The sequence below is a fragment of the Thermoanaerobacterium sp. RBIITD genome (assembly GCF_900205865.1).
In the GTDB taxonomy this organism is placed as follows: Bacteria; Bacillota; Thermoanaerobacteria; order Thermoanaerobacterales; family Thermoanaerobacteraceae; genus Thermoanaerobacterium.
This window is the reverse complement of the sequence record NZ_LT906662.1, coordinates 3072672-3097567: the sequence shown is the minus strand read 5'-3', so window position 1 is coordinate 3097567 and position 24896 is coordinate 3072672. Positions and strand designations below refer to the sequence as shown.

Below are 24896 nucleotides of genomic sequence, written 5' to 3'. Positions count from 1 at the left end.
CTCTACTCTCCTTTGCATTTAATTTACCAATTTAATTATATCATTTGATAAACTGCAAAAAAAGAATTTTTTATAAATTTTTAACTATGTAACTGGTTAAATTGCAAACTTCTTGTGTGTTTTGTACAATTCCAATTTTTATTATCCTTTGTAATAAGAGCCCATATATATAAAGGTAAAAATGAGTAGCTATATAGAAAAACTGTCAAGAGACCAAGTATCTTTTTAAATGGCTTATCTGTATACATTAGTATTGAATATATCATGTATAAGAATTGCATGACAAGCAACAATATCCATACAGTATCTGGAATCAAATTAACTTCTTTTATAAGTGGTATATAAATAATACCAACGAGACCTAATATTGTATTAAATGGATTTAATGAATATATAGTACCATCAATGGCTATAATACCCTTTAAAAATAACTTTGGTGCATATTTAAAGCATACATTCCAATGTCCTCTTGCCCATCTTAGTCTCTGAATTAGCGAAGCAATAAAATTTGTAGGTTTCTCATCAAATATCTTCGCATAATGGCACCAGTGCGCTGGAATATTTATAAGTAAACACTGCATTTGAAATTCCAAATCCTCTGTCAAGGAAGTCGCTGTCCACCCAATCTTTTTTAAAATATCTGTTGCAACGCAAAAACCAGTACCACCAATTGCAACACCTAATCCGAGCTTTTCTTTGGCCATCTGCCAAGAGCGATTTGTATAATAATATGCATTTGCATATGACATAGAGACTAAATTATCAGTAGGATTTTTGACATCGAGATAGCATTGTATTAATTTATCGCCTGCTATTAGATGGTTATTCATTTCTTCTAAATAATTTAGTGAAACTAAGTTATCAGCATCGAATATACAAACAGCATCATATTTGGTATCATAATCTGATATAACATTCAAAGCATATCTTATCGCATATGGCTTCCCTTTAATTTCTCCGGGCTTACTTTTATGTTCAAGAACAATCGCTCCAAGCTTTTCACATACGTTTTTAGTCTTATCTGTACAATTATCGTCTATGACAACAATATCATATAATTTTTTTGGATAATCAAGACACAGAAGATTTTTGACAAGCGGGCCTATGACCTTCTCTTCATTATGTGCTGGAATAAGTATTAGAAATCTATTTTTAGGTTTGCATTTTTTTCTTCTTGGAGCTTTACCAATCCCGAAAAGACCAATATAAAAATAATAGAATCCAAAAAACAATAAATAGATTTGTAGAGCTATTCCAGTTATTAATAATAACTTATGCAAAATCATTACTATTACCCTCTGGATTTATTAATGTCAGTTACGTCCAAAGATATATTATATTAAAAATTCATCATGGTCAATAAAGTTAACAAATAAATAACATACAAATAACATAAAGTGTCATAAAATGTCAATATATCTATAATACTCTTATAATTTGCCATATCTTATATTCTATAGCTTTTTTAAATATAAATATTATAACTTTTTTCAATAAATAAAATTTCATAAAACTTATATTTTTTCATATCAATAAGAAAACTAATAAAAATTACATATAATTCCCACTAATGGGTAGCACTCATAACAAACTTAATTGGTACTTGTCTTAGTGGACACTTACCTAGGAAAATGGTTGTAGGTATTGTCTAATTATAATGTCATTGGTGGTTTCATCTGTGCTATTGCCATCAGTTTTATTTAGTATTTAAATGCAAAAAAAAACACATAAGAAGCTAATAAATAATTCTGCAAAATATTTAAATTAATCTCATATCAATAGATAGGAGATTAATTATTACAAAAAGCTAATTAATTCTGAATATGATTATGAAAAATCATGAATATCTTGTTGACTGTCGTTAAATACTATGTTATAATAAATCTCGATGCAGGGGAGTAGCTCAATTGGTAGAGCGGCGGTCTCCAAAACCGTAGGTTGCGAGTTCGATTCTTGTCTCCCCTGCCATTTTTTATGTTTAAAATCAAGGATTCAAATATCGTTCCAATTTATACATACTTTTTTGCTGCAAAAAACCATAACTAATTCTATTACCTATTTTGTTCCTGAAGATTTAAATTCGTCAGTATAATTTATATTGCTTATTTGTGACAATGCCTTAAAGTTTTTCTTCAAGTTCACTTTTATTATCGCTTTTTGCTATCTTAAATTCTACCACAACGCCTTTTTTGATATGTCATTTTGTATTATAAAAATAGAATAGTCCCTTTTTAGGGGATTATTCTATTGTTTTTTTATAGTCTTCATTACTTAATTTATCGGTTTCTTCTACATAACCCGAATTATAATCGTCATAGTCATCATCATAGTTATCAATACCTGCTTTTGTTTTATTATATCTTGCAACAGCTTGATATGCATCTTCTGCATCAAACTGATTTTCATCCTTTGAGTCCATATATCCCCACCCAAAGGGATATTTTATCGACCTTTCCTCATTTGACCTTGAATATCTAAGATCACTTAATTTTAGGTCATTATTTTTAGCACATTCTGAGCATAAAGATGCATAAGGTATTGCCTCGAGTCTGTCTAATTCTATCTCTTTATGACAATGGTTACAGTTACCAAATTGCCCCGTTTGCATTCTTTCAAGTGCATCGTCAATCTGCCTTAATACATGCTGTTCATTATCTTTTAATGCGTAGTTTTTTTCTATTTCATAAACTTCCGATCCAATATCTGCTGGATGATTGTCAGCTAATGAAAGTTCTTGATAGTACTCTCTTTCTGCCATTCTGCCTGTACCATCATTATCATCCATTTCATTTAATATATTCAAAATATTATCTCTTTCCTTAATCAGTTTCTGACGAAAATACTCTAATTTTTCGTTATTCATTGTTTCACTTACCCTTCTTTTATAAATTCTGCTGAACAATTTTTATTATATGTGCAATAATATTTCCTATTATCGGTAAATTTAATAATACGGCTCTTTGCAATATATATATTACAATGGCTCCAAGGAGTGTAAAACCTATAGCCATGCCAAATCCGCGTGCAAGTCCACCCACAAAATTAAGCCAAAGGAGTCTAAAAGGGCTTTGCATGAGTTCTACATAATCAGCAATTTTCATTTTTTCCATCATTTCTGACATTTTATCAAGTTGTTTTTTAATTTCATTTAACATAATATTATTATTGTTATTGCTCAAGCCCAATTCCTCCTTTCAATTATTTTTCCTTCTTATAATAAAGTTTATTAATGATTATAAACTTTTATTTTTTAAACTATTAGTCATATTTTTTGATATTTAAACAGATTACAATCTTAGTAGTATATGCTGTAAATATTGTTTTTTTAATATAATTATGATTAAATAAAACTAATGGAATCTAAGTTAATATATAATGTTAGCTTAAAAAACTGAATAAATAAATAATTTTATTGTTATATAAAATATAAATGGGGCGAATAACATGAAAAAGAAAAAAAATAGGGATTTTTTTAATCCTTTTTACAATAGGGTATGGCATAAATATGTAGCACTTTTAATAGTTATTGTAATGATAGTTGCCTTAATAGCGGCATTTAGCATACCAATGTTAAATTTTTAAAGTGCGTTATTCACGCACTTTTAATTTACTTTATCAAGTTCATCCAGCACTTTTTCGAGCGAGAATTATCCCGCTTTATAAAACTTCTTTAATTGATGATACAAAATTTTTCACATATTCGTATATTTCATCTCTATTTCTCGAGTCGTGAATCATTTTAACAATTGCACTTCCAATTATTATTCCATCACAATAAGGTTTAAATTTCTTCGCCATATTTGGTCCAGATATACCAAAACCTATTGCTTTTGGCATATTAGTGTATTCCGCTACAGTATTCATATAATCTTTTATATTTGTTTCTATATTATTCCTTATCCCTGTTACACCTGTCGTAGAAACACAATAGACAAAGCCTCTCCCATTTTCACAAATTTTTTTAATCCTTTCCTTCGACGTTGGTGCAACAAGTGGTATAAGATAAATACCATATTCCTCTGCCATGTCCTTAATATCTTTTCTTTCTTCTAAAGGTAGATCAGGTATTATAAGTCCATCTATTCCCGATTCCTTAGCTTCATTCATAAATTTCTCCATTCCGTATTTAAAAACGGAATTATAATATACGAGATAAATTAGTGGTATTTCACTTTTTAATCTGATTCTTTTAACAGCATCCATTATCCCGGGAATTTTCGTACCATTTTTAAGAGCTCTTGATGATGATGCCTGGATTATTGGTCCATCTGCTAATGGATCGGAGTATGGAATCCCGATCTCGATTATGTCCGCTCCCCCTTCTTCCATAGACAAGACCAAATTGACAGTTGTATCCAAATCAGGATCACCTGCTGTTATAAATGGTATCATCGCTTTTAAGCCATTTTGTTTTAAATCCTCGAATTTTTTATCAATCCTATTAAAATTATTTGTCTTTGTAGCACAATTTAATCTGCTCATATTTTCACCCCCAAAACATTTGCGACTGTATTCACATCTTTATCTCCTCTGCCTGATAAGTTGACGATAATAATATTATCTTTACTTAGTTTAGATGCCAATTTCATTGCGTATGCCACCGCATGTGCACTTTCAAGTGCTGGTATTATTCCTTCTATATGTGATAAATCCATAAAAGCAGATAGTGCTTCTTCATCTGTAGCTGAAACATACTGCGCTCTACCACTGTCTTTTAAATAGGAATGTTCCGGCCCTACGCCTGGATAGTCCAGCCCAGCTGATATTGAATACACGGGCATTATCTGACCTTCATCATCCTGTAATAAATATGTCATCATTCCATGAAGTACGCCAATGGATCCTTTTGCCATTGTTGCAGCGTGCTTATCGGTATCAATACCAAGCCCAGCTGCCTCGACACCTATTAGTTTAACAGAAGTATCATTAACAAATGGATAAAATATCCCCATTGAATTGCTACCACCACCTACACATGCAATTATATAATCTGGTAGTCTGCCTTCTTTTTTAATTATTTGTTCTCTAGTTTCATCACCTATAACTCTCTGAAAATCTCTGACCATTGTCGGATATGGATGCGGGCCAACAACAGATCCCATTACATAAAAAGTGTCCTCGATATTTGTAACCCAGTCGCGAATCGCTTCATTTACTGCATCCTTTAATGTTCCGGTACCTGATTTTACTGGCGTTACTTTTGCTCCAAGTAACTTCATTCTAAACACATTCAATGATTGCCTTCTTATATCTTCTTCCCCCATAAAAATCTCACATTCCATATCAAACATAGCAGCACCAGTTGCTGTTGCAACACCATGCTGGCCTGCGCCAGTTTCCGCTATAACCTTCTTTTTCCCCATTCTTTTGGCTAATAAGATTTGCCCCAATACATTGTTTATCTTATGTGCACCTGTATGGTTTAAATCTTCCCTTTTTAAATATATCTTTGCCCCATTCATCCTTTTAGTAAGATTCTCAGCAAAGTATAGAGGTGTAGGTCTCCCGGAATACTCTTTTAAATAATATTTGTATTCATTTATAAAATTTTCGTCTTCTTTAGCTTTATAAAACTCCTCTTCTAATTCAATTAAAGCATTCATTATTGTCTCTGGTACGTACTGTCCTCCAAATTTACCAAATCTGCCATTCAAAATACTCCCCTCACTTTCTCAATTATATCCTTCATCAAATTAAAATCTTTAAAACCATTTTTTTCAACACCACTTGAAACATCGATTATATCCGGCTTTACTTTATCTATAGCAACTAACACATTATCTGCATTTATTCCACCGGCTAAAATTGTAGTACAATTTACATTTGAATCTTTCAGTAAATCCCAGTTAAATTTTTTTCCTGTTCCTCCATATGCGCTTTCTATTTTGCTATCAAAGAGTATTCCGTCAACATGATATTTCATAGCTTTTACTAAATCAGATTTATCTTTAATTCTTATAGCCTTCCATACAATATAATTTCTGAAATTATTGATATATTCTTGTGTTTCATCACCATGAAATTGTAATACATCTAGTTTAAGGAGACTCGCTATATTATGAACTTTATCAATTTCTTCATTAACAAAAACTCCCACCTTTTTTATATCATTATTGAGATTCTCTAAAAGACTACTCGCAGCTCTTACATCAATCCTTCTTATGCTATTAGCAAAGATAAACCCGGCATATTCTGGTTTTAATTTATTTAAATATTCTATATCTTCAAAGCGCCTTATCCCGCATATCTTTATTTGTGTCATAATCAAACACCTTTCGACAACATAATAAATTCTTTAATTTCTTCTTTTTTATCAATTTTTCTCATAAATGTTTCACCAATTAGAACAGCACTTACACCGATGGAATGTAGATAATTTATATCCTTGGGTGATTTAATACCACTTTCAGATACTACTAAAACATCACTAGGTATATATTTTTTTAGCCTTTCAGTCGTGTTTAAATCGACATGGAAATCTTTCAAATCCCTATTATTAATTCCTATAATTTCAGGGTTAGAATCTAATGCTATATTAAGCTCATGTTCATCATGCACTTCAACAATAGAATATAGATTAAGTTCTTTTGCTTTTTTGTAGAATCTATTTAGATCTTTACCAAGAATAGCTACTATCAGCAAAACGGCATCGGCACCAATTGCTTTCGTTTCATATAGTTGATATTCATCAAATATAAAATCTTTTCTCAGTATAGGCTTTGATGTGACTTTTTTAACATCCTTTATATATCTATCATCCCCTTTAAAATAGTTTTTTTCTGTAAGAACTGAAATAGCGTCGACATTAACATCATTATACAATTTAGCTATTTCAAAATGATTAAAGTTTTCTCTGATTATACCCTTTGAGGGCGATGCCTTTTTAATTTCACCTATTATAGATATATGGTCTTTATCTAATGCAGCTTTGAAGTCTCTTACGTCTTCATTTATGATTTCATTTAAAATTTCTTTTAAAGGTTTTTTCATCTTTTGTATTTTCAATTGTTCTTTTTTCTTTGAAACAATATCATCGAGAATCATTGAAGATACACCTTCTGATAGCTCAATATCTCATTCAATTTATTTAGAGCACTACCTGAATCGATTAAATGTTCTGCAAGCTTAATACCCTCTAAAATACTATTAGCAGCTTTCCCAACGTATAGTGCTGCTGCACTATTCAAGACTACAATATTCCTTTTAGGGCCTTTCTCACCCTTTAATATATCAAGAATGATCTTAGCATTTTCTTTTGCGTCACCTCCTTCTATATCTTTATCATTTGATATTGGAATATTATAATCAAGTGGATCTATTGTATAATCAATGACAGTCCCATTTTTAACTTCAGAAACCTTCGTAGTTGTCGTCGTAGTTATTTCATCGAGGCCATCATTTCCATGAACGACAAGTGCCTTTTCACAGCCTAATTTTAATAAAACTTCTGCAAGTGTATGTGTCATACTTCCATCATATACACCAAGCACCTGCCCTTTAACAGATGCCGGATTTGTCAAAGGTCCCAATATATTAAATATAGTCCTAAGTCCCAATTCTCTTCTTATAGGTGCAACATTTTTCGTCGCAGTATGATATTTTGGGGCAAATAAGAATCCAAACCCCGTATTGTCAATTAATTCTTTTGTAAACTCGGGCTCTATATCAATTTTTATGCCAAGCTCACTTAATACATCTGCACTACCGCTTTTACTTGATACAGCTCTATTTCCATGTTTTGCAACTTTTACGCCAGCAGATGATGTTATTATTGCTACTGCAGTAGAGACATTAAATGTTCTTCCACCGTCGCCACCAGTACCACACGTATCAATAGCATAGTCAGAATTAAGTTTAATCTTCGCTGCATTGTCAATCATTGATTTTGCAGAACCAGTTATCTCATCAATTGTTTCACCTTTCATTCTAAGCCCAATAAGATAACCTCCAATCAGAGATGGTCCTGATTCCCCTCTCATTATGGAATCCATAGCAGTTTTTGCTTCTAATTCTGTCAGGTTTTCTCCAGTAACAATTTTTTCAATCGCATCCTTTAACATTGCATATCCCCTCCACATAATTTTTTAATATTGATTTACCCTTTTCTGTTAGAATTGATTCAGGGTGAAATTGTAGGCCATAAACTGGAAATTCTTTATGTTTGATGCCCATTATTGTTCCATCTGCAGTCTGCGCAGTTATTTCAAGCTCTTTCGTCAATGTATTTCTATCAATGATAAGTGAATGATATCTCATAGCTCTAATTGGATTTTTTATTCCTTCAAATAATCCCTTACCATCATGCATTACCATCGATGTCTTGCCATGTTTTATAACATTTGCTCTTATTATTTTTGCACCATATGCATAACCTATCGCTTGATGCCCAAGGCAAATACCCAATATTGGTATATCTCTCCCAAAATTTTTTATAACATCTATACAAATTCCTGCATCTTCAGGCCTACCTGGTCCAGGTGATAGAATTATACCGTCTGGCTTTAGCATATTTATATCAGATATATCAATTTGATCATTTCTCCGCACTTTAATATCAGAATAAATCTCTCCAATATATTGATAAAGATTATAGGTAAATGAATCATAGTTATCAATTAATAGTAGCATTACAGCACCTCCTTAAGTGCCATTGCTTTATTTAATGTTTCATAATATTCAGATTCTGGATTTGAGTCATATACGATGCCACACCCTGCTTGAAGATATGCTATATTATCCTTTAAAAGTAACGTTCTTATAGCTATACACATATCCATATTGCCATTATAGGAAAAATATCCGACTGCACCAGCATAAAATGACCTTCTTATATTTTCAAGTTCATCAATTATCTCCATTGCCCTCACCTTAGGAGCACCTGTAACTGTACCTGCGGGCAAACATGCTGCTAATGCGTCAAATGCTGTCATATCTTTTTTAAGCTTACCAGAAACTTTCGACACAATATGCATCACATGTGAATAAAAATCTACTTCCATAAACCTATCCAGTTTTACGCTGCCAAATTCACTGACTTTACCTATATCATTTCTTCCAAGGTCAACAAGCATAACGTGTTCTGCTCTTTCCTTTTCATCATTTATAAGTTCTTCTTTAAGTTTTAAATCTTCTTCCTCACTTTTGCCCCTTGGCCTTGTTCCAGCAATAGGATTTGTTATTACTTTGTTACCAAATACAGCAACAAGGCTTTCAGGGGAAGAACCCATTAATTGATAATCACCAAAATCTATATAAAACAAATATGGCGATGGATTTATTGACCTTAACCGTCTATATATATCAAATGGCTGTGAATCAGTTTTAGCTATTAATCTTTGTGATGGTACGACTTGAAATATATCGCCGTTTTTTATATATTCTTTTGCCTTTTCTACCGTTTTGCAAAATTCCTCCATAGTAAAATTCGACTTAAAATTGGTTGCATTAGATTTTACAGGTAACTCATGGTTTTCGATGTTATTTTTAATTTCGTTTAATAGTGAACTCAGCCTTTCTTTTATAGCATCATAGCTTTCAAAATCATTAGGAAATACATTATATATAACAGATACTGTATGCTTGAAGTGATCGTAGCATACAAATTCTTTATAAAACATGAAATACGATTCTGGGACACCTATTTCATCGATGTTTTTATCTGGTAGTTTTTCATATTGCCTAATAATATCGTATCCCGCATATCCAATGGCACCGCCTGTGAAAGGCAACTTGAGTCCATTTTTATCATAATTTTGTTGAATATTTTCTTTGATATAATCAAGTACCTTTCCGTATTTAATTGTTCGTTGCTTATTTTCAATTTCAACCTTATTACCATAACTTTTTACCTTAAGATATGGATTTGAACCAATAAAGGAATATCTTCCCCACTCTTTTCCGCTTTCTGCACTTTCAAGTAAAAATTTGTTCTTTCCTTTCAAATTGTAAAATATACTAACAGGTGTCAGTTCATCACCGTTTATTTCAATATAGATTGGAAAAACAACATTTTTACTTTTGAGTTTATCGAATTCCTCTTTACTAATATTTAACATATACCCACCTCCTTATAAATCAAAAAAGTCACTTCATCCCATGGGACGAAGTGACTCCGCGGTGCCACCCAAATTATTTCATACTTTTGTGGTTTAAAAAAGCACTTCATCCACTAAGGACGAAATGCTTTAATTTCGTTATTGCCACCTAAGTACAAAATATCTCTGCAGGTACAGATTTCTCGATACCCTGTCATTTTAACGGTAGACTACCGGAATATGCTACTTTAATTTCACATTTCATCTCACAGGCCCATTCAATATCACCTTCAGTACCCGGCTTGCACCATTCCGGACTCGCTATAACTTAGTATGATATTTACTACTCCTGGTCATCGATTTTATTCGCTTAAATTAATTAAATTATATAACGCGTTATATTATATGTCAATATTTTTTTATTTTTTTCTTAAATTAACATGTTAAAATCTTTTTGGAGACAAATTTTATAGATATTTCAAAAAGTAATAGATCAAGAATATCTCTGAATTCATTGCAATATTAAAATTTATTGCGGTATATACTTATGTATTTTTTCATCTATTGTTACTCCATTTGGCTTATAGTCTATTTTTACTATGGATACTACTCTTTTTGCACCTTCATTTATACATATATTCTGTGCTACCTTGACAATATCAAGAAGCTTATCGAGTTCTCCTTCCATAGTTGTTTCCATTGGACCTACAATATATTTAACACCCGTTGATTTAATATATTCAATAACTTTATCAACAACAGGATATATCTTTTCTTCTTCAACAGTAGGTAAGATTTGTAAGCTTACATTTACTACTGGCATAATTACATCTCCTTCAACATATCTATCATTTCTTTTACTATATTGCAGGAAATTACAGAGGCTTTCTTAACAAATGTTTTAAAATCGTAAGCAGCGTTGCCATCAGCATTATCTGAAATACTTCTAATTATTACAAATGGAACATTATTTAGATATGCCGTATGGGCGATTGCTGCACCTTCCATTTCTACTGCATACGCATTAAATATTTCTCCTAACCTCTTTACTTCATCTTTTGAAGATATAAATTTATCGCCTGATATTATCCTTCCAACAAAGGCTTTTCCCTCTACATTATCCTTTGTTGCCTTAAATGCAATATCTATCAAATCTTTGTCAGCTTTAAAAATGCTTGTTTTCATTCTTGGTATTACACCAAGCTCATCACCAAAAGCGGTTGTATCAAAATCATGTTCTATTGCATCAGATGATATTACTATATCACCAACTTCTATTCCATTTTTTAATCCACCGGCAACTCCTGTATTTATAATGCAATCAACATCAAATTCGGATATAAGTATCTGGGCTGCTATAGCCGCATTTACCTTTCCTATTCCAGAACGCACTATAACAGAATTTATTCCTTTTAGACTACCTTTATAAAAATCCATTTCGGCGCGGTTTAAAATTTCCTTTAATTCTATATCATGTTTTAATATATCTACTTCTTCGTCCATCGCACCAATTAATCCTATATTTTTCATTCATATCATCTCCATTCAGAAAATAACTATAATTTATATTAAGCAGGAGAAATCTTAATAGTTATATAAAAAGGGAGATTTCTCCCTTTTTATATATGTGAAGCACATCTTGCACAAATTGTAGGATGTTCTTCGTTTGTACCAACTGTCTCACTGTACATCCAGCACCTTTCACATTTATCACCTGGTGCATGGCTTACTTTAACAGCTAATTTATAATCTTCACTTTTATAAGCATCATCAGGTACATTATCATTTTCATTGTGTAATACTGTCTTAGATACGATAAATACTGTCTCAAAATCATTCTCAAATTGCTTCAAAAAGTCATATAAATCATTTGAAGCATATATATCAACTTGTGCTTCTAAGGAATGTCCTATTTCCTTATTTGCGCGTGATAACTCGAGAGCTTTTGAAACATCTTTTCTTATATCGAAAAGTTTATTCCATTTATCAATTATCTCCTTATTGTCATACATATCAACAGGTTTTGGCCAATCAGCAAGCTGTACACTTTCAAAATTATTATCTGAATCATGTTTCATATAGCTCCATATCTCATCAGCCGTAAATGTAAGAACGGGTGCTATAAGCCTTACAAGACCATTTAGTATTGTATAAAGTGTAGTCTGTGCTGCTCGCCTTTCCTTTGATGTAGCCGGGAATGTATACAATCTATCTTTTAATATATCGAGATATAAGTTGCTCATATCAACTATACAGAATGTATGAACCATATGGAGAAAGTCAAAATATCTATATTTGTCGAATGAATTTGTCATTTCTTTAACAAGGCTGTTAAATTTATAAAGTGCCCATTTATCTATATCAAGTAACTCCCCATATGGAACCATATCATTATCTGCATCAAAATCATATAGATTGCTTATGAGAAACTTAGCGGTGTTCCTTATTTTTCTGTATGATTCTGTCATCTGCTTTAGAATATCCTTAGATATTCTCATATCTGATGTAAAATCAGCTGATACGGTCCATAATCTCAATATATCTGCACCATATTCTTTTACAACATCAGCCGGATCAATTCCATTCCCTAGCGACTTTGACATTTTGCGACCTTCACCATCAACGACAAATCCATGTGTTAAAACATTTCTATAAGGTGCCGTACCTCTTGTAGCAACAGATGTCAAAAGTGATGACTGAAACCATCCTCTATGTTGGTCAGAACCTTCAAGATACAAATCTGCCGGCCACCTTAATCCTTCGGTAGTCTCCAAAACAGCCACGTGACTTGACCCAGAATCAAACCATACATCCATTATATCGGTTTCTTTGCGGAATTTATCTGAACCGCATTCACATTTAATACCCTTTGGTAATATTTCTTCCGCACTGAGCTCAAACCATGCATCAGAACCTTTTTCCTTAAATAACTCTTTAACCGCATTTATTGTTTCATCATTTATTAATTCTTTACCGCATTTCTGGCAGTAGAAAATTGGTATAGGCACACCCCATATCCTTTGCCTTGATATACACCAGTCATGCCTATCTCTTACCATGTTTGCTATTCTATCTTCGCCCCACTCAGGAATCCAGTTTACATTTTTAATTGCTTCTAATGCTTCTTTCCTAAAACCTTCTACAGATGCAAACCACTGTTCAGTTGCGCGGAATATAACCGGATGCTTACACCTCCAGCAATGGGGATATGAGTGTGTAAATGTCTTTGATGCAAGTAATGCATTGGCCTTTTCTAAATCTTCTTTAATAACTTTATTTGAATCGGCATAAAATAAACCTTTATATTTTCCAGCTTTTTCTGTAAAATATCCTTTGTCATCTACAGGGTTTAAAACATCAAGTCCATACTGTTGTCCGACAACAAAGTCTTCTTCACCATGCCCAGGAGCCGTATGAACGCAACCAGTACCAGCTTCTAATGTTACATGATCGCCTAGTATTATCAATGAACTTCTATCAAACAAAGGATGTTTTGCTTTCATTCCTTCAAGATCTCTACCCTTAAATGTAGCAATTATATCAGGCTTGCTAAGCCCCGCTTCTTTTTCAACACTATCAAGCATATCCTTTGCTATTATATAAATTTCATTTCCATACTTTGCAAGCGCATAATCAAAATCAGGATTTAAACATATAGCAAGGTTTGCCGGAAGTGTCCATGTTGTCGTAGTCCAAATTACAAAATACACGTTATTTAAATCATCGACAAAGCCTTTAAATTTTCCAAGGTCATCGATAACTTTAAATTTTACATATATAGAATCAGATTTTTCATCTGCATACTCTATTTCTGCTTCAGCAAGTGCTGTTTCGCAATCGGTACACCAATAAACAGGTTTTAACCCTTTATAAATATAACCTTTTTTTGCCATTATGCCAAATACTTCTATTTGTTTAGCTTCATATTCATGCTTTAATGTTAGATATGGGTTACTCCAATCGCCTCTAACGCCAAGTCTTACAAACTGTGCCTTTTGTTTTTCTATTTGTGAAAATGCAAAATCACGGCAAACCTTTCTGAATTCTACAGGGACTACTTCGTGTCTTTTTATTCCAAGAGTTTTTATCGCTTGTTGTTCAATTGGTAAACCGTGTGTATCCCATCCAGGAATATATGGTGTTTCATATCCCCTCATAGTTTTATATTTTACAATAATATCTTTTAAAACCTTATTCATAGCTGTTCCAAGATGTATATTTCCATTTGCATATGGCGGCCCATCATGCAAAATAAATTTTTCTTTCCCTTTATTTTTTTCTAATGACTTTTTATAAATATCCATATCAATCCATCTTTTTAATATCTCAGGCTCCCTTATTGGCAAATTTGCCTTCATCGGAAAATTTGTCTTTGGAAGATTTAGCGTTTTGTTATAATCCATCAAAATACCTCCTAAAATAGAATAAAAATTTAGTCTAAAATAAAAACTTCCCATCCATTAGGGACGAGAAGTCGCGGTACCACCCTTTTTATTAAGGAAAATCCTTAATCACTCATAGAATAACGGGAATCTCCCGGCAAAGCCTACTACTATTTCAGCCCGCGGCTTAGAGGTGATATATGTCAAATAAACTTATTGGCTTGCACCAACCGCCAACTCTCTTAAAAGTTTAATTTGCATAAGTTGTCCTCATCATCGCTTTTCATATTTTAAATAATTATATAATAATTAGAAAAACACGTCAATATCTTATGTCGTTATTGCCGATTTTACTTTTACGCCTTCGATATTCCCGAGTTTTCCAGTCAATGCTCCAATATCATCTGTCGTTCCATCAACAATGATTGCCATTATAGATATACCACGTTCTCTATATGGGATACCCATTCTTCCGACAATAATATCACCATATTCACTAAGTACATGATTTACTTTTTCTGATGACATCTCTCTATTCTGAATCAAAATTCCAATAACAGCAAGTCTATTTTTCATTGTCGTCTTCCTTTGTTTCTTCATCAAAAAACTCTCTGTCATCAATAGATAAAACAGCTTCTAATTGGCCTTCTAAAAGTGATTTAAATTTAGCTTTAAAAACATTGAGCCTCTTTTTTTGGTTTTCAAGTTCAGTTCTTATCCTTACAACCTCTTGATTAGCCCTCTGCATAATCTTTTCTGCATTTTGCTGTGCTTCCTGTATTATTAGTTCCGCTTCTTTTTTTGCGTTTTGTTTTAAATCTTCTGCAGACCTTTGCGCAACAATAAGGGTATTATTTAATGTCTTTTCCATATTGGTATAACTTTGAAGTTTATCATTCATGATATTAACCCTATCTTTTAGTTCGGAATTTTCTTTATAAAGCAATTCATAATCTTCCATTATCTTGTCAAGAAATTCATCTACTTCATTCTCGTTATACCCTCTAAACGAACGTTTAAATTCTTTGTTATGTATGTCCATTGGTGTTAACATAATAAATTCACTCCTCATTCTCTTTTGTTATTTATATCTTAAAATTTGTATAGCAATTCTTCCTTTTTTTGTTGTACCTTTAATTGTTTCGAACTTTATTCTACCATATCCCCTTAAAGATATGATATCACCTTCTTTAACTGCAAAAGACGGGTCTAATGTTGCTTCCCAATTGACCTCCGACATACCCGATTTAATTAATGTGATCGCTTTATTTCTTGATATCATAAAACCCGCCGCAACAACACTGTCAAGTCTAATGGACGCAACTGTCGCATTTATACTTTCGAATTTTAATTCGGGTTCTTTAACATCCGTTAAATTTATTGAATACGTATCAACTCTTTCTTTACCAATCTTATGTAAGTTCATCAATATATACCCGGCTATATCTTTATGTACTATGATATCACAATCTTTCTGTCTTTTTATTATATCACCAATTTTTTCTCTCTTTATTCCTAGTCCAACAATTGAACCTAAGACATCTCTATGTGATAGCAAAGATAGATCTCCAACTAACCTTATCGCATCTAAAGGTACCTCATCTTTATCCATAAAATCTGGATATATATGGGCTATTTTTCTTTCAGCATTGCTATAACCACCGAAAAATCTATAATTTATATCGTCATAAAGATTTATTAACTTTAGCAGAATTTTTTGTTCTCCTAAACTTAAAAAATCAGTATATTTACCCTTTTTATTTTTTTGAACCCATCTTAATATATCATCCAATCTTGCTTTTTTGTAATCAGTTTCCATTATATCACATAATCCTTGCAACAATAGTATAAACTATAGGTCTTATAACATATTGTATAACCAGCATAGCTAGTATTGGTGAGAAGTCTATCATCATGTTTCTTCCTAAAGATGATCTAAATTGTAGCCTTCTAAAAGGCTCTAATATAGGTTCTGTTACCACGATCACAAACTTTGATAAAGGATTGTTCATATTCTCAAGTCTTAATAAAGATAATATGACTCGTATAAGGATAAGCCAGTTAACAATTTCGAAAAAATAATTTAATGTAATTAATAATGCTATATTTGTTGTCAAATTGTATCCTCCTCAATTATTATAAATTAAACATTGAATCAACTTCATCCTGTATATCTCCAGAAATATCAAAATTCTCTGGTACTATTAAAAAAATGCTATTTGCAATTTTTTTAATCTCCCCATCAAGAGCAAAAATAGCTCCACTTAAAAAATCGATAAGCCTTTGAGCATCGTTCTTTTCCATATTTTGAAGGTCAATTATTATAGGTTTTTTGTTTTTTATTTCTTCCAATATATTTTGTGTTTGTTCGAAGTTCTCTGGTTTCATTATAATGACCCTTATTTGTGATTGTGTATGAATATTTACTATTTTTGGTTTTTTATTATATGGTATTTCATTTTCTACTTTTTCTTCTGTTTCATCTTGTTCATCCATTCCAAAAAAATTCAAAAGTTTTTCTATTACTTTTCCTGCCATTTAATTTCCCTCCACTTTATATAATCTTTTACCAAAAATACCAGTACCTATTCGTACAATATTGGCACCTTCTTCAATTGCAATTGCATAATCATTTGTCATACCCATTGATAAATACTTGAAATCTATATTTTTTTGATCAATTTTTTTGATACTTTCAAATAGTTCTTTCATCTTTCTAAAATACGGTCTACAATCTTCTGGATTCACATATGGTGCTACCGTCATTAGTCCTTTTAAACTTATATTTTCATATGCATCAAGGTCTTTTATAAAGTTAACGACATCTGCAGGTTTGACTCCATATTTTGTTTCTTCTAAAGCAATGTTTACTTCAACAAGGCAGTCCATTATAATTCCCTTTTGCATAGCTCTTTTATTTATTTCTTTAGCAAGATGCAGACTATCCAATGAATGTATCATTTTGACTTTGTCTATTATATATTTCACTTTATTTGTCTGGAGATGCCCAATAAAATGAAACTTGACATTATCTTTTAAAAATGGGTATTTATCATTTAATTCTTGAACTTTGTTTTCCCCTATATCTGTTATGCCGAAAGATATAGCCTCATTAATTTTATCAATGTCAACCGTCTTCGTAACTGCCATTAATAGGATATCATCTGGATTTCTATTTGATTTTAGCGCATGTAATTTTATGTTTTCTCTTATCATTTTTAAATTTTCATATATGCCCATATTAAACGCCTCTTATTTCTTTATGTAATTCTTGCCATTTACAACAATTTCGTCATACAACCTAAGTCCATTTGTATTGTCCTTGCTTTCTATTATCGCATTTTCCCGATTTTGTGTCTTTACATTAACTTCTTTAAATATAGGTAAATTATTATCTGAAATAACAAACACACCTGTTTTACCGTCCTTATTAACCAATGAGGATTTTGGTACCATGAAACCTTCATAATCATTTATAGTCAATATAACCGTAATTTTACGCTTTTTATAAAAATCTTTATACTCATCATTCATATCAAGTACTGCTATGTAAGTTTTATTATTTACCGAATATAATTTTAAAATTTTACCTCTTAATGATTGATCATTGCCATCAATTGTTACTCTTATATTAGTTCCCTCTTTTACCATTTTACTTTCTGAATAATTTAACGGAACTAATATGTACCAGTCAGAATTATTTATTATTTTTACAATAGGTTCATTTTGCTTAACACTTCCCTTATTTTCAGTTGGCTCCTTATTAACTGAATTTATATCATTTAAACTTATATTATACAATTTATTTTGATTTAAACTACTTTCGTAATCATCAAAATAATAGCTAATAATTCCAGCATCAGGTGCATACACTTTGTACAAATATTGTGCAATATTTTGCTCTAGAATTTTTTTCTGATTATAAAGCTCATCAAGATTTCTTATTGATTCTGGACCACTTTTCAGTATCTGATTTTTTTTATTTGTTAAATCATCAATCCTCTTTTTTATATCATTTTTCTTTGGACTATTGCTATTTATAGCCTCTTTATATTTCTCTTCTTCAGCATTTATTTGATTATTTAAATTGTCAATATCTGATTCGTAAGGATTTATTTCTTTATTATTTTTAATATCCTGTATTCTCTTATTAATATCATTTAGTTCATTCAATTTTTCTTTGTCAAAAGATTGTGATATAACTTCGGCTACTTCTTTACCCTTTGGTACTCTTGTCCCACTTGCTACAATCTTCTTGAGTTCACCAACTATAGGAGAATTTATAATTATTTCATTCCTTACTATGTAGCCATTTGTATTTATTGTTTCTAATAAATTGCCATACTTTAACGGCACTGTTTTATCCTTACCGCTAATTGTATTTATAGATACTTTACAAATATATAATAAAATTGCGATTATTATTAATGCTTTAAAAATATTTTTCTTCATAAGACCACCTATGAAATATATTCTATATAAAATTAAATTTTCCTTCTTTTAATTTCGGTTTATATACATATTTTATCATATTAAACAAATTAAACATACAAAAATTTTTTAAATATAACGTCTACAATCAACAAAAAATACTTGCATAGAAATGTATTCTATGTTATCATTTAATAAATTATTGAAGTAAAGGATAATTTAATATCTATTAAATGAAACAAGGGCGTTTCATTAGTATCTTTAGTGTATTAATGTTGCTCTTGTTTTATTTTGTTATAATTTATCTAAAAAGTAAAATATTGTTTGAAAGGGGATCTATTATGTCAGAGAGTTCACTTAGAAACATTTTTGGTGAAAATGTATTTAATGAGGCAGTTATGAGAGAACGCCTTCCTAAACAAACATATAATGCGTTAAAGAAAACAATCGATGAAGGACTGCCACTAGACCCTAAGGTAGCCGATGTTGTTGCAAATGCAATGAAAGATTGGGCAATCGAAAAAGGTGCAACACATTTTACACATTGGTTTCAACCATTAACAGGTATTACAGCAGAAAAGCATGAATCGTTTATCTCACCTACACCAGATGGAAAAGTAATAACGGAATTTTCAGGGAAAGAACTTATAAAGGGTGAACCAGATGCTTCGTCGTTCCCTTCTGGCGGATTAAGAGCGACCTTTGAAGCAAGAGGTTATACAGCATGGGATTGTACATCTCCTGCGTTTGTTAAAGATAATGTTCTTTACATTCCTACTGCTTTTTGTTCATATACAGGTGAAGCATTGGATCTTAAAACACCACTACTTCGCTCAATGGAAGCATTATCAAAGGAAGCCATTCGAGTGTTAAGATTATTTGGTAATACAACGTCAAAGAAGGTAATTACAACAGTTGGTCCTGAACAAGAGTATTTCTTAATAGATAAAAAATTATACGAAAAGCGTAAAGATCTAATTCTTACTGGAAGAACTTTATTCGGCTCAAAATCACCAAAGGGCCAAGAAATGGAAGATCATTATTTTGGTACAATTAGAGAAAGAGTATCTGCATTCATGAAAGAGCTAAATGAAGAACTTTGGAAACTCGGAATATCTGCAAAAACTGAACACAATGAAGTAGCACCGGCACAGCATGAATTAGCACCAATATACAACACAACAAATATAGCTACAGATCACAATCAGTTAACAATGGAGATAATGAGAAAAGTTGCTCTAAGACATGACTTAGTATGCCTATTGCATGAAAAGCCATTTGCAGGTGTAAATGGTTCAGGTAAGCATAATAACTGGTCCATGAGCACAGACGACGGTTTGAATCTCCTTGATCCTGGTAAAACACCACATGAAAATGCACAGTTCCTCGTATTTCTGTGTTCTGTGATAAAAGCTATTGATGAATATGCAGATTTATTAAGAGTATCCTGTGCAACACCCGGAAACGATCATCGTCTCGGTGCAAATGAAGCTCCACCAGCTATCATATCAATATTCCTTGGTGACCAGCTTACAGATATATTAAAGCAAATCGGAGAAAATGGTGGTGCTACAAATTCTAAACAAGGTGGAGAATTAAAGATAGGTGTTACAACACTTCCTACACTTCACAAAGATTCTACAGATAGAAATAGAACATCACCATTTGCATTTACAGGCAATAAATTCGAATTTAGAATGGTTGGTTCATCAGCATCTATAGCAACCGCAAATTATATTCTAAATACAATTGTTGCAGAAGTTTTATCAGAAATTGCTGACAGACTTGAAAAGGCTACTAATTTTGATAATGAAGTACAAAATTTGTTAAGAGAAATTGTCAATAATCATAAAAGAGTTATATTTAATGGGAATGGATATTCTGATGAATGGGTAAAAGAAGCTCAAGAAAGGGGATTGCCAAATATCCGCTCAACTGTTGAAGCAATACCTGCTCTATTAAAAGATAAAAATGTTAAAATAATGGAAAAACATGGTGTATTAAGCAAGGTAGAGTTAGAATCACGCTATGAAATAATGCTTGAAAATTATACAAAAACAATCAATATAGAAGCATTGACAATGCTTGATATAGCTAAGAGGCAATTGCTCCCTGCTGTTATCAAGTTTACTAAGGAGATAGCTGATTCAATTAATTCTGTTAAAGATACTGGTTTAAATGTTACTGTTGACGCACAGTCAGTATTGCTCAATGAAGTATCATCACTTGCCGCAGAGTTTAAAAAGAGAATATTAAATCTTGAAAATGCAGTAAATGGAGCAAGCAATGTAGAAGGTGATTCATTTAAACTTGCATCTTATTATAGAGATGAAGTATTTGTAAAAATGAATGAATTAAGAGAAGTCGGAGATCAGCTTGAAACTCTTGTTGATGCAGACTTATGGCCATTACCGACATATGCCGATATGCTATTCTATGTATAGAATATAAATTGAAAAAAGCTATTGGAAAAAAATCCAATAGCTTTTTTACTTTGATTGAAAAACATTAATTTATCTTTCTTATTACTTTTTTTATTCTTTTTTGATTCAACATCACCTTCTTTATTCTCTTTTCATTGGCTATACCCACTTTAGATGTGTCAGTTCGTAATCAAAATCTTTAAAAATTCCTGCATATATCGATATGCTGTTTTTATGTTAATCACTTAAACCTCCGATTGTTTGTTATTGAATTTCCGTTAATCTACCTCAAATTCATATTGAAAATAATGACATACATGCTATGACTATAGAGGAGACGAATTTAATGCCGTAATAGAACCTAAAGATGCTTTAGAATCATTAGAAAAAGCAGTAATGTAAAGAGCTATCGTTGTATACATAACTTGATGAATATCTCCAAACTAATAATTGCATACTAGAAAGAGATGTAACTAATTTCTTTTTGTTACATCTCTTTCTATGTTTATTCAGCTTTTTTATAAATGGCTGTTATATAGTTTTTTACAATCATTTTACTTGGTGGAGACGAAGAGACTCGAACTCTCGACCCCCACAATGCCATTGTGGTGCTCTCCCAACTGAGCTACGTCCCCATTATGTATGGTGGAGGTGCGGGGAATCGAACCCCGGTCCGAAGGTGCCACAGTAAAAGCTTCTCCGGGTGCATTCACCGTTTTATAATTCCCTCCACGATTCTCCCGGTGAAAGGATAATCGCTTTGGTAGCTTCATAAAATCCAATTTGCCTCAAAGCTTTGGCAAATCAGTTCCCCACTAAATCGACGCCCAATCCCTTGATGTGGGAATCAAAGGTTGAACGGCTGCTTATTAATTAAGCAGCGTAAGCTAAATTATCGTTTGCGTTTATATTTAAATCCACCGTTTTACGAGCTGATGGAACCTCGACCCGCTACTTTTACCTCAACTACCCCCGTCGAAACCAGTACACCCCCATGTTAAATATACTGTCTCTCTTTAAAATGCCTTTCTATCTCTCTTTTTGCATCTCTTTTAGCTATATCTTCTCTTTTATCATAAAGTTTTTTACCTCTTGCAACTGCAAGGTCAACTTTTACAAGACCATGCTTTAAATAAACTTTTATAGGTATCAACGTGTAACCCTTTTGTGTTACATATCCAGTTAGTTTATTTATTTCATGTCTATTTAAAAGCAATTTTCTTGTTCTTAATGGATCTTTATTAAATATATTGCCTTTTTCATATGGGCTTATATGCATATTGTACAAGAAAACTTCATTGTTTTCAATACGTGCAAAGCTGTCTTTTAAGTTAACTTTTCCCATACGTACGGATTTGACTTCTGTACCAGAAAGAACGATGCCGGCTTCATAAACTTCGTCTATAAAATAGTCATGACTTGCTTTTTTATTTTGTGCTAATATTTTTATGTTTTCACTCACCATAAGCCAACACCTTTTTTACAAAATTACCCTACTTGCAAAAACAAATAGGGTCACTTGCTAATATATTATAACATATTTAAAGCCTATGTCAAGTATATTTCTCAGGTCGTGTAGTTATTCTGTGATAATGTCATATTGAATTTATTCTGATAAAATGTCATATATGAGAGAGGAGATATTCAATATGACTCAAAAAGAAATAACTCGTCTTAGAGTTATCAATCAAACTATTGATAAAGTCATAATCATCAGAGAAGCTGCTGAGCTTCTGGGCTTAGTGAACGCCAAGTAATTAGGTTAAAAGGAGGATTTTAAAAGATGGTCCTGCGTTCATAATTCATAAAAATAGAGGTAGGAAGCCTCAGCACGCTCTTTTGGATGAAATCAGAACTAGAATTGTTGAATTAAAGCAATCGAGGCTAATTTCATGCATTTTTCTGAGCTGCTTGAGGAACATGAAAATATTAAACTGAGTTATTCAACAATATATAGGGTCCTGACTCAAGAGGGTATTAAAAGCACTAAAAAACATCGTAAGCGTAAATCTCATCATCGAAGAAAGAGAAAACCTCAAAAGGGAATGCTGGTTCAGATTGATGCTTCTCCTCATGAGTATATCATAGGAGGTAAATCATTTACTCTTCATGAGGCAATAGATGATGCTACCGGTGAAATTCTTGCTCTTTTCTTCGCTCCAAACGAGTGTATGGAAGGGTATTTTGAAATTATAAGGCAAATAGTTAGCAAATATGTTGTCCCTATGAGTATATATTGTGACCGTCACTCTATTTTTGTCTCTCCTAATAGTGGTAAACTATCTATAGAAGAGCAATTAGAGGGAAAGACAGTTAATCTTACTCAGTTCGAAAGAGCCATGGGAGAGCTTGGAATCAATATTATTAAGGCTAATTCTCCACAAGCTAAAGGCCACATTGAAAAGCTATGGGATACGCTTCAAAACAGGCTTCCTGTTGAGTTTAAGATTCATGGGATTGACACTATGGAAGCTGCTTATGCCTTTTTATCGCAATTTATTGTTGCTTATGATGAAAAGTTTGGTGTTGAACCTGAAAATCCCGAGTCTGCTTTTAGGCCACTTGATTCTAATATTAACCTTGATTATATTTTATGCGTAAAGGAGGAACGTACTATCATCGAAGGGTCTGCTTTTTCTTACAAGGGTAAGTATTATCAACTTATCAAGAATGGTAAAAAAGGCTCCAGCTATGCCCAAAGCTAAACTTACTGTTTTAAGTAAGCAGTTCTAAAATAGGCTTAAAAAGCTTTGTGTGCTGATGTTATATTGATACTTTGCTTCTTGATGAACGTCCGAAAAAAGAATCTTTAAAATCATCTAAAGAGAAAGCTGTAAAACGGACTATAGTAAAGCCAAGTGCTGATCCCCCATGGCGACAAACACAAAAGAAGAAGCCCAATTGCGCGTATGAAGAAAGCGATCGTGAGATCGTTGAAATGCTTAATCAGCTTTTCAATTCTACGCGTGCATGGGCATAGAAAAATATTGTCATATATTATGATACTCGCTTTGATGGTATTTATCAAGGCTTAATTTCCTATGCCTTTTTAAGGCTTTTCTTTTAAAGATATGTATAGAATAAATTGCATGTTTTTATGTCTATAGATTACAAGACATAACATTCTATACATAGTATGTCTACAATTAACGCGTGCTTTAAAAGGCTTCTTCGACAATTTTATATTATTATCAATTTAAAATCTTTTGCTACAATTTTACTTCGTTTTAAGAAAAAATTTGTTACCATCACTGAAACATAAAAGCATATTTAAACATGGACATTTTTACTGAATAAATTTGCTCTTTTTTAGGTGACATTTTCACAGACTATTGACATATTGCCTGCTTCTTGCCTTTATCAGTACCTAACAACTCCTTTGTAACCGTATTTTGAAAGTTCATCTCTTTATCAAAGTTTATTGACGTGCCAATAATTGAAAAATCAAACACATAATCTTTATTATTTATAGTGGAATTGACAAATGATGTTATTATCGCAATCAATACAGCACCAACAATTATATGTATCTTATAATAATCCCAAATGTATTCTGCTTTTTCTTTAAATGTCATGTTTTTCATCCAATTGTTGGGCTTCATTTATTATCCTCCTATCATGCAAAA

The 24896-nt window shown here is 32.0% G+C and carries 25 protein-coding genes, 2 tRNA genes, 1 other RNA gene and 2 other annotated features; of the genes, 4 read left to right on the top strand and 24 right to left on the bottom strand.

The window, feature by feature from the left end:
• Nucleotides 1-80: 80 nt before the first annotated feature.
• Nucleotides 81-1286 (bottom strand): glycosyltransferase family 2 protein, encoded by a 1206-nt coding sequence (locus tag CPG45_RS15015; protein ID WP_096232831.1) that lies wholly within the window; start codon nt 1284-1286, stop codon nt 81-83.
• A gap of 606 nt (nt 1287-1892) precedes the next feature.
• Between CPG45_RS15015 and CPG45_RS15010 the strand changes: the two genes are divergently transcribed.
• Nucleotides 1893-1968: transfer RNA gene (locus tag CPG45_RS15010), tRNA-Trp, on the top strand.
• A gap of 271 nt (nt 1969-2239) precedes the next feature.
• Here the strand turns inward: CPG45_RS15010 and CPG45_RS15005 are convergent.
• Together CPG45_RS15005 and CPG45_RS15000 are read right to left on the bottom strand one after the other, a co-directional pair.
• Entirely contained in the window at nt 2240-2863 is a 624-nt protein-coding gene (locus CPG45_RS15005) for a TraR/DksA C4-type zinc finger protein (RefSeq protein WP_096232829.1), read from the bottom strand.
• 19 nt (nt 2864-2882) lie between these two features.
• Complete coding sequence (locus CPG45_RS15000; protein WP_096233653.1) at nt 2883-3155, bottom strand: DUF5665 domain-containing protein; 273 nt, start codon at nt 3153-3155, stop codon at nt 2883-2885.
• A gap of 289 nt (nt 3156-3444) precedes the next feature.
• Between CPG45_RS15000 and CPG45_RS17040 the strand changes: the two genes are divergently transcribed.
• The gene (locus CPG45_RS17040; protein WP_172856591.1) at nt 3445-3582 is read left to right on the top strand and encodes a hypothetical protein; all 138 of its coding nucleotides are present in this window, start codon (nt 3445-3447) and stop codon (nt 3580-3582) included.
• Between the two features lie 75 nt (nt 3583-3657).
• Here CPG45_RS17040 and trpA read toward each other — a convergent pair whose 3' ends face one another.
• The 17 genes from trpA to CPG45_RS14915 form a co-directional block, all read right to left on the bottom strand.
• Nucleotides 3658-4482 carry a tryptophan synthase subunit alpha gene (trpA, locus tag CPG45_RS14995; protein WP_096232827.1) on the bottom strand — a complete coding sequence of 275 codons (825 nt, stop codon included), beginning with the start codon at nt 4480-4482 and terminating at the stop codon, nt 3658-3660.
• Nucleotides 4479-5654, bottom strand: coding sequence for a tryptophan synthase subunit beta (gene trpB, locus CPG45_RS14990; RefSeq protein WP_096232825.1), 1176 nt, complete (start codon nt 5652-5654; stop codon nt 4479-4481). Before trpB ends, trpA begins: the two co-directional genes overlap by 4 nt.
• On the bottom strand, nt 5651-6262 hold the full coding sequence (locus CPG45_RS14985; RefSeq protein ID WP_096232823.1) for a phosphoribosylanthranilate isomerase: 612 nt from the start codon (nt 6260-6262) through the stop codon (nt 5651-5653). The genes trpB and CPG45_RS14985 overlap by 4 nt, the downstream gene beginning before the upstream one ends.
• A 2-nt stretch (nt 6263-6264) precedes the next feature.
• Nucleotides 6265-7044, bottom strand: coding sequence for an indole-3-glycerol phosphate synthase TrpC (gene trpC, locus CPG45_RS14980; protein WP_096232822.1), 780 nt, complete (start codon nt 7042-7044; stop codon nt 6265-6267).
• On the bottom strand, nt 7041-8060 hold the full coding sequence (gene trpD, locus CPG45_RS14975; RefSeq protein WP_096232820.1) for an anthranilate phosphoribosyltransferase: 1020 nt from the start codon (nt 8058-8060) through the stop codon (nt 7041-7043). The genes trpC and trpD overlap by 4 nt, the downstream gene beginning before the upstream one ends.
• Entirely contained in the window at nt 8041-8628 is a 588-nt protein-coding gene (locus tag CPG45_RS14970; RefSeq protein ID WP_096232818.1) for an anthranilate synthase component II, read from the bottom strand. The genes trpD and CPG45_RS14970 overlap by 20 nt, the downstream gene beginning before the upstream one ends.
• Nucleotides 8628-10055, bottom strand: a complete 1428-nt coding sequence (gene trpE / locus CPG45_RS14965) for an anthranilate synthase component I (RefSeq protein ID WP_096232816.1) — start codon at nt 10053-10055, stop codon at nt 8628-8630. The genes CPG45_RS14970 and trpE overlap by 1 nt, the downstream gene beginning before the upstream one ends.
• A gap of 38 nt (nt 10056-10093) precedes the next feature.
• Nucleotides 10094-10400: a binding site (T-box leader), on the bottom strand.
• Nucleotides 10401-10563: 163 nt separating this feature from the next.
• Nucleotides 10564-10857, bottom strand: coding sequence for a thiamine-binding protein (locus CPG45_RS14960; RefSeq protein ID WP_096232814.1), 294 nt, complete (start codon nt 10855-10857; stop codon nt 10564-10566).
• 2 nt (nt 10858-10859) lie between these two features.
• Nucleotides 10860-11564 (bottom strand): 5'-methylthioadenosine/adenosylhomocysteine nucleosidase, encoded by a 705-nt coding sequence (locus CPG45_RS14955; RefSeq protein WP_096232812.1) that lies wholly within the window; start codon nt 11562-11564, stop codon nt 10860-10862.
• A gap of 89 nt (nt 11565-11653) precedes the next feature.
• A complete protein-coding gene (ileS, locus tag CPG45_RS14950) occupies nt 11654-14437 on the bottom strand; it encodes an isoleucine--tRNA ligase (RefSeq protein ID WP_096232810.1) in 2784 nt (927 codons plus the stop codon).
• A gap of 56 nt (nt 14438-14493) precedes the next feature.
• Nucleotides 14494-14702, bottom strand: a binding site (T-box leader).
• A gap of 44 nt (nt 14703-14746) precedes the next feature.
• Entirely contained in the window at nt 14747-14992 is a 246-nt protein-coding gene (locus tag CPG45_RS14945) for a TM1266 family iron-only hydrogenase system putative regulator (RefSeq protein WP_096232808.1), read from the bottom strand.
• Nucleotides 14982-15470 carry a DivIVA domain-containing protein gene (locus tag CPG45_RS14940; protein ID WP_096232807.1) on the bottom strand — a complete coding sequence of 163 codons (489 nt, stop codon included), beginning with the start codon at nt 15468-15470 and terminating at the stop codon, nt 14982-14984. Before CPG45_RS14940 ends, CPG45_RS14945 begins: the two co-directional genes overlap by 11 nt.
• A 27-nt stretch (nt 15471-15497) precedes the next feature.
• The gene (locus tag CPG45_RS14935) at nt 15498-16238 is read right to left on the bottom strand and encodes a YlmH family RNA-binding protein (protein ID WP_096233651.1); all 741 of its coding nucleotides are present in this window, start codon (nt 16236-16238) and stop codon (nt 15498-15500) included.
• A gap of 1 nt (nt 16239) precedes the next feature.
• Nucleotides 16240-16533 (bottom strand): YggT family protein, encoded by a 294-nt coding sequence (locus CPG45_RS14930; protein WP_096232805.1) that lies wholly within the window; start codon nt 16531-16533, stop codon nt 16240-16242.
• A 19-nt stretch (nt 16534-16552) separates the two neighbouring features.
• Nucleotides 16553-16954 carry a cell division protein SepF gene (locus CPG45_RS14925; protein ID WP_096232803.1) on the bottom strand — a complete coding sequence of 134 codons (402 nt, stop codon included), beginning with the start codon at nt 16952-16954 and terminating at the stop codon, nt 16553-16555.
• Nucleotides 16955-17656, bottom strand: coding sequence for a YggS family pyridoxal phosphate-dependent enzyme (locus tag CPG45_RS14920; protein WP_096232801.1), 702 nt, complete (start codon nt 17654-17656; stop codon nt 16955-16957).
• Nucleotides 17657-17668: 12 nt separating this feature from the next.
• Nucleotides 17669-18868 (bottom strand): biotin/lipoyl attachment domain-containing protein, encoded by a 1200-nt coding sequence (locus CPG45_RS14915; RefSeq protein WP_096232799.1) that lies wholly within the window; start codon nt 18866-18868, stop codon nt 17669-17671.
• A 320-nt stretch (nt 18869-19188) separates the two neighbouring features.
• Between CPG45_RS14915 and CPG45_RS14910 the strand changes: the two genes are divergently transcribed.
• Nucleotides 19189-21291 carry a glutamine synthetase III family protein gene (locus CPG45_RS14910; protein WP_096232797.1) on the top strand — a complete coding sequence of 701 codons (2103 nt, stop codon included), beginning with the start codon at nt 19189-19191 and terminating at the stop codon, nt 21289-21291.
• A gap of 538 nt (nt 21292-21829) precedes the next feature.
• Here the strand turns inward: CPG45_RS14910 and CPG45_RS14905 are convergent.
• The 3 genes from CPG45_RS14905 to smpB form a co-directional block, all read right to left on the bottom strand.
• Nucleotides 21830-21905 (bottom strand) — tRNA-Ala (locus tag CPG45_RS14905).
• Nucleotides 21906-21913: 8 nt separating this feature from the next.
• Nucleotides 21914-22264, bottom strand: a transfer-messenger RNA (tmRNA) gene (gene ssrA, locus CPG45_RS14900).
• Between the two features lie 3 nt (nt 22265-22267).
• Entirely contained in the window at nt 22268-22735 is a 468-nt protein-coding gene (smpB, locus tag CPG45_RS14895; protein WP_096232795.1) for an SsrA-binding protein SmpB, read from the bottom strand.
• 427 nt (nt 22736-23162) lie between these two features.
• Between smpB and CPG45_RS17185 the strand changes: the two genes are divergently transcribed.
• The gene (locus CPG45_RS17185; protein WP_197702822.1) at nt 23163-23975 is read left to right on the top strand and encodes an ISNCY family transposase; all 813 of its coding nucleotides are present in this window, start codon (nt 23163-23165) and stop codon (nt 23973-23975) included.
• 624 nt (nt 23976-24599) lie between these two features.
• Here the strand turns inward: CPG45_RS17185 and CPG45_RS14885 are convergent.
• Nucleotides 24600-24872 carry a hypothetical protein gene (locus CPG45_RS14885; protein ID WP_231968861.1) on the bottom strand — a complete coding sequence of 91 codons (273 nt, stop codon included), beginning with the start codon at nt 24870-24872 and terminating at the stop codon, nt 24600-24602.
• Nucleotides 24873-24896: the final 24 nt, after the last annotated feature.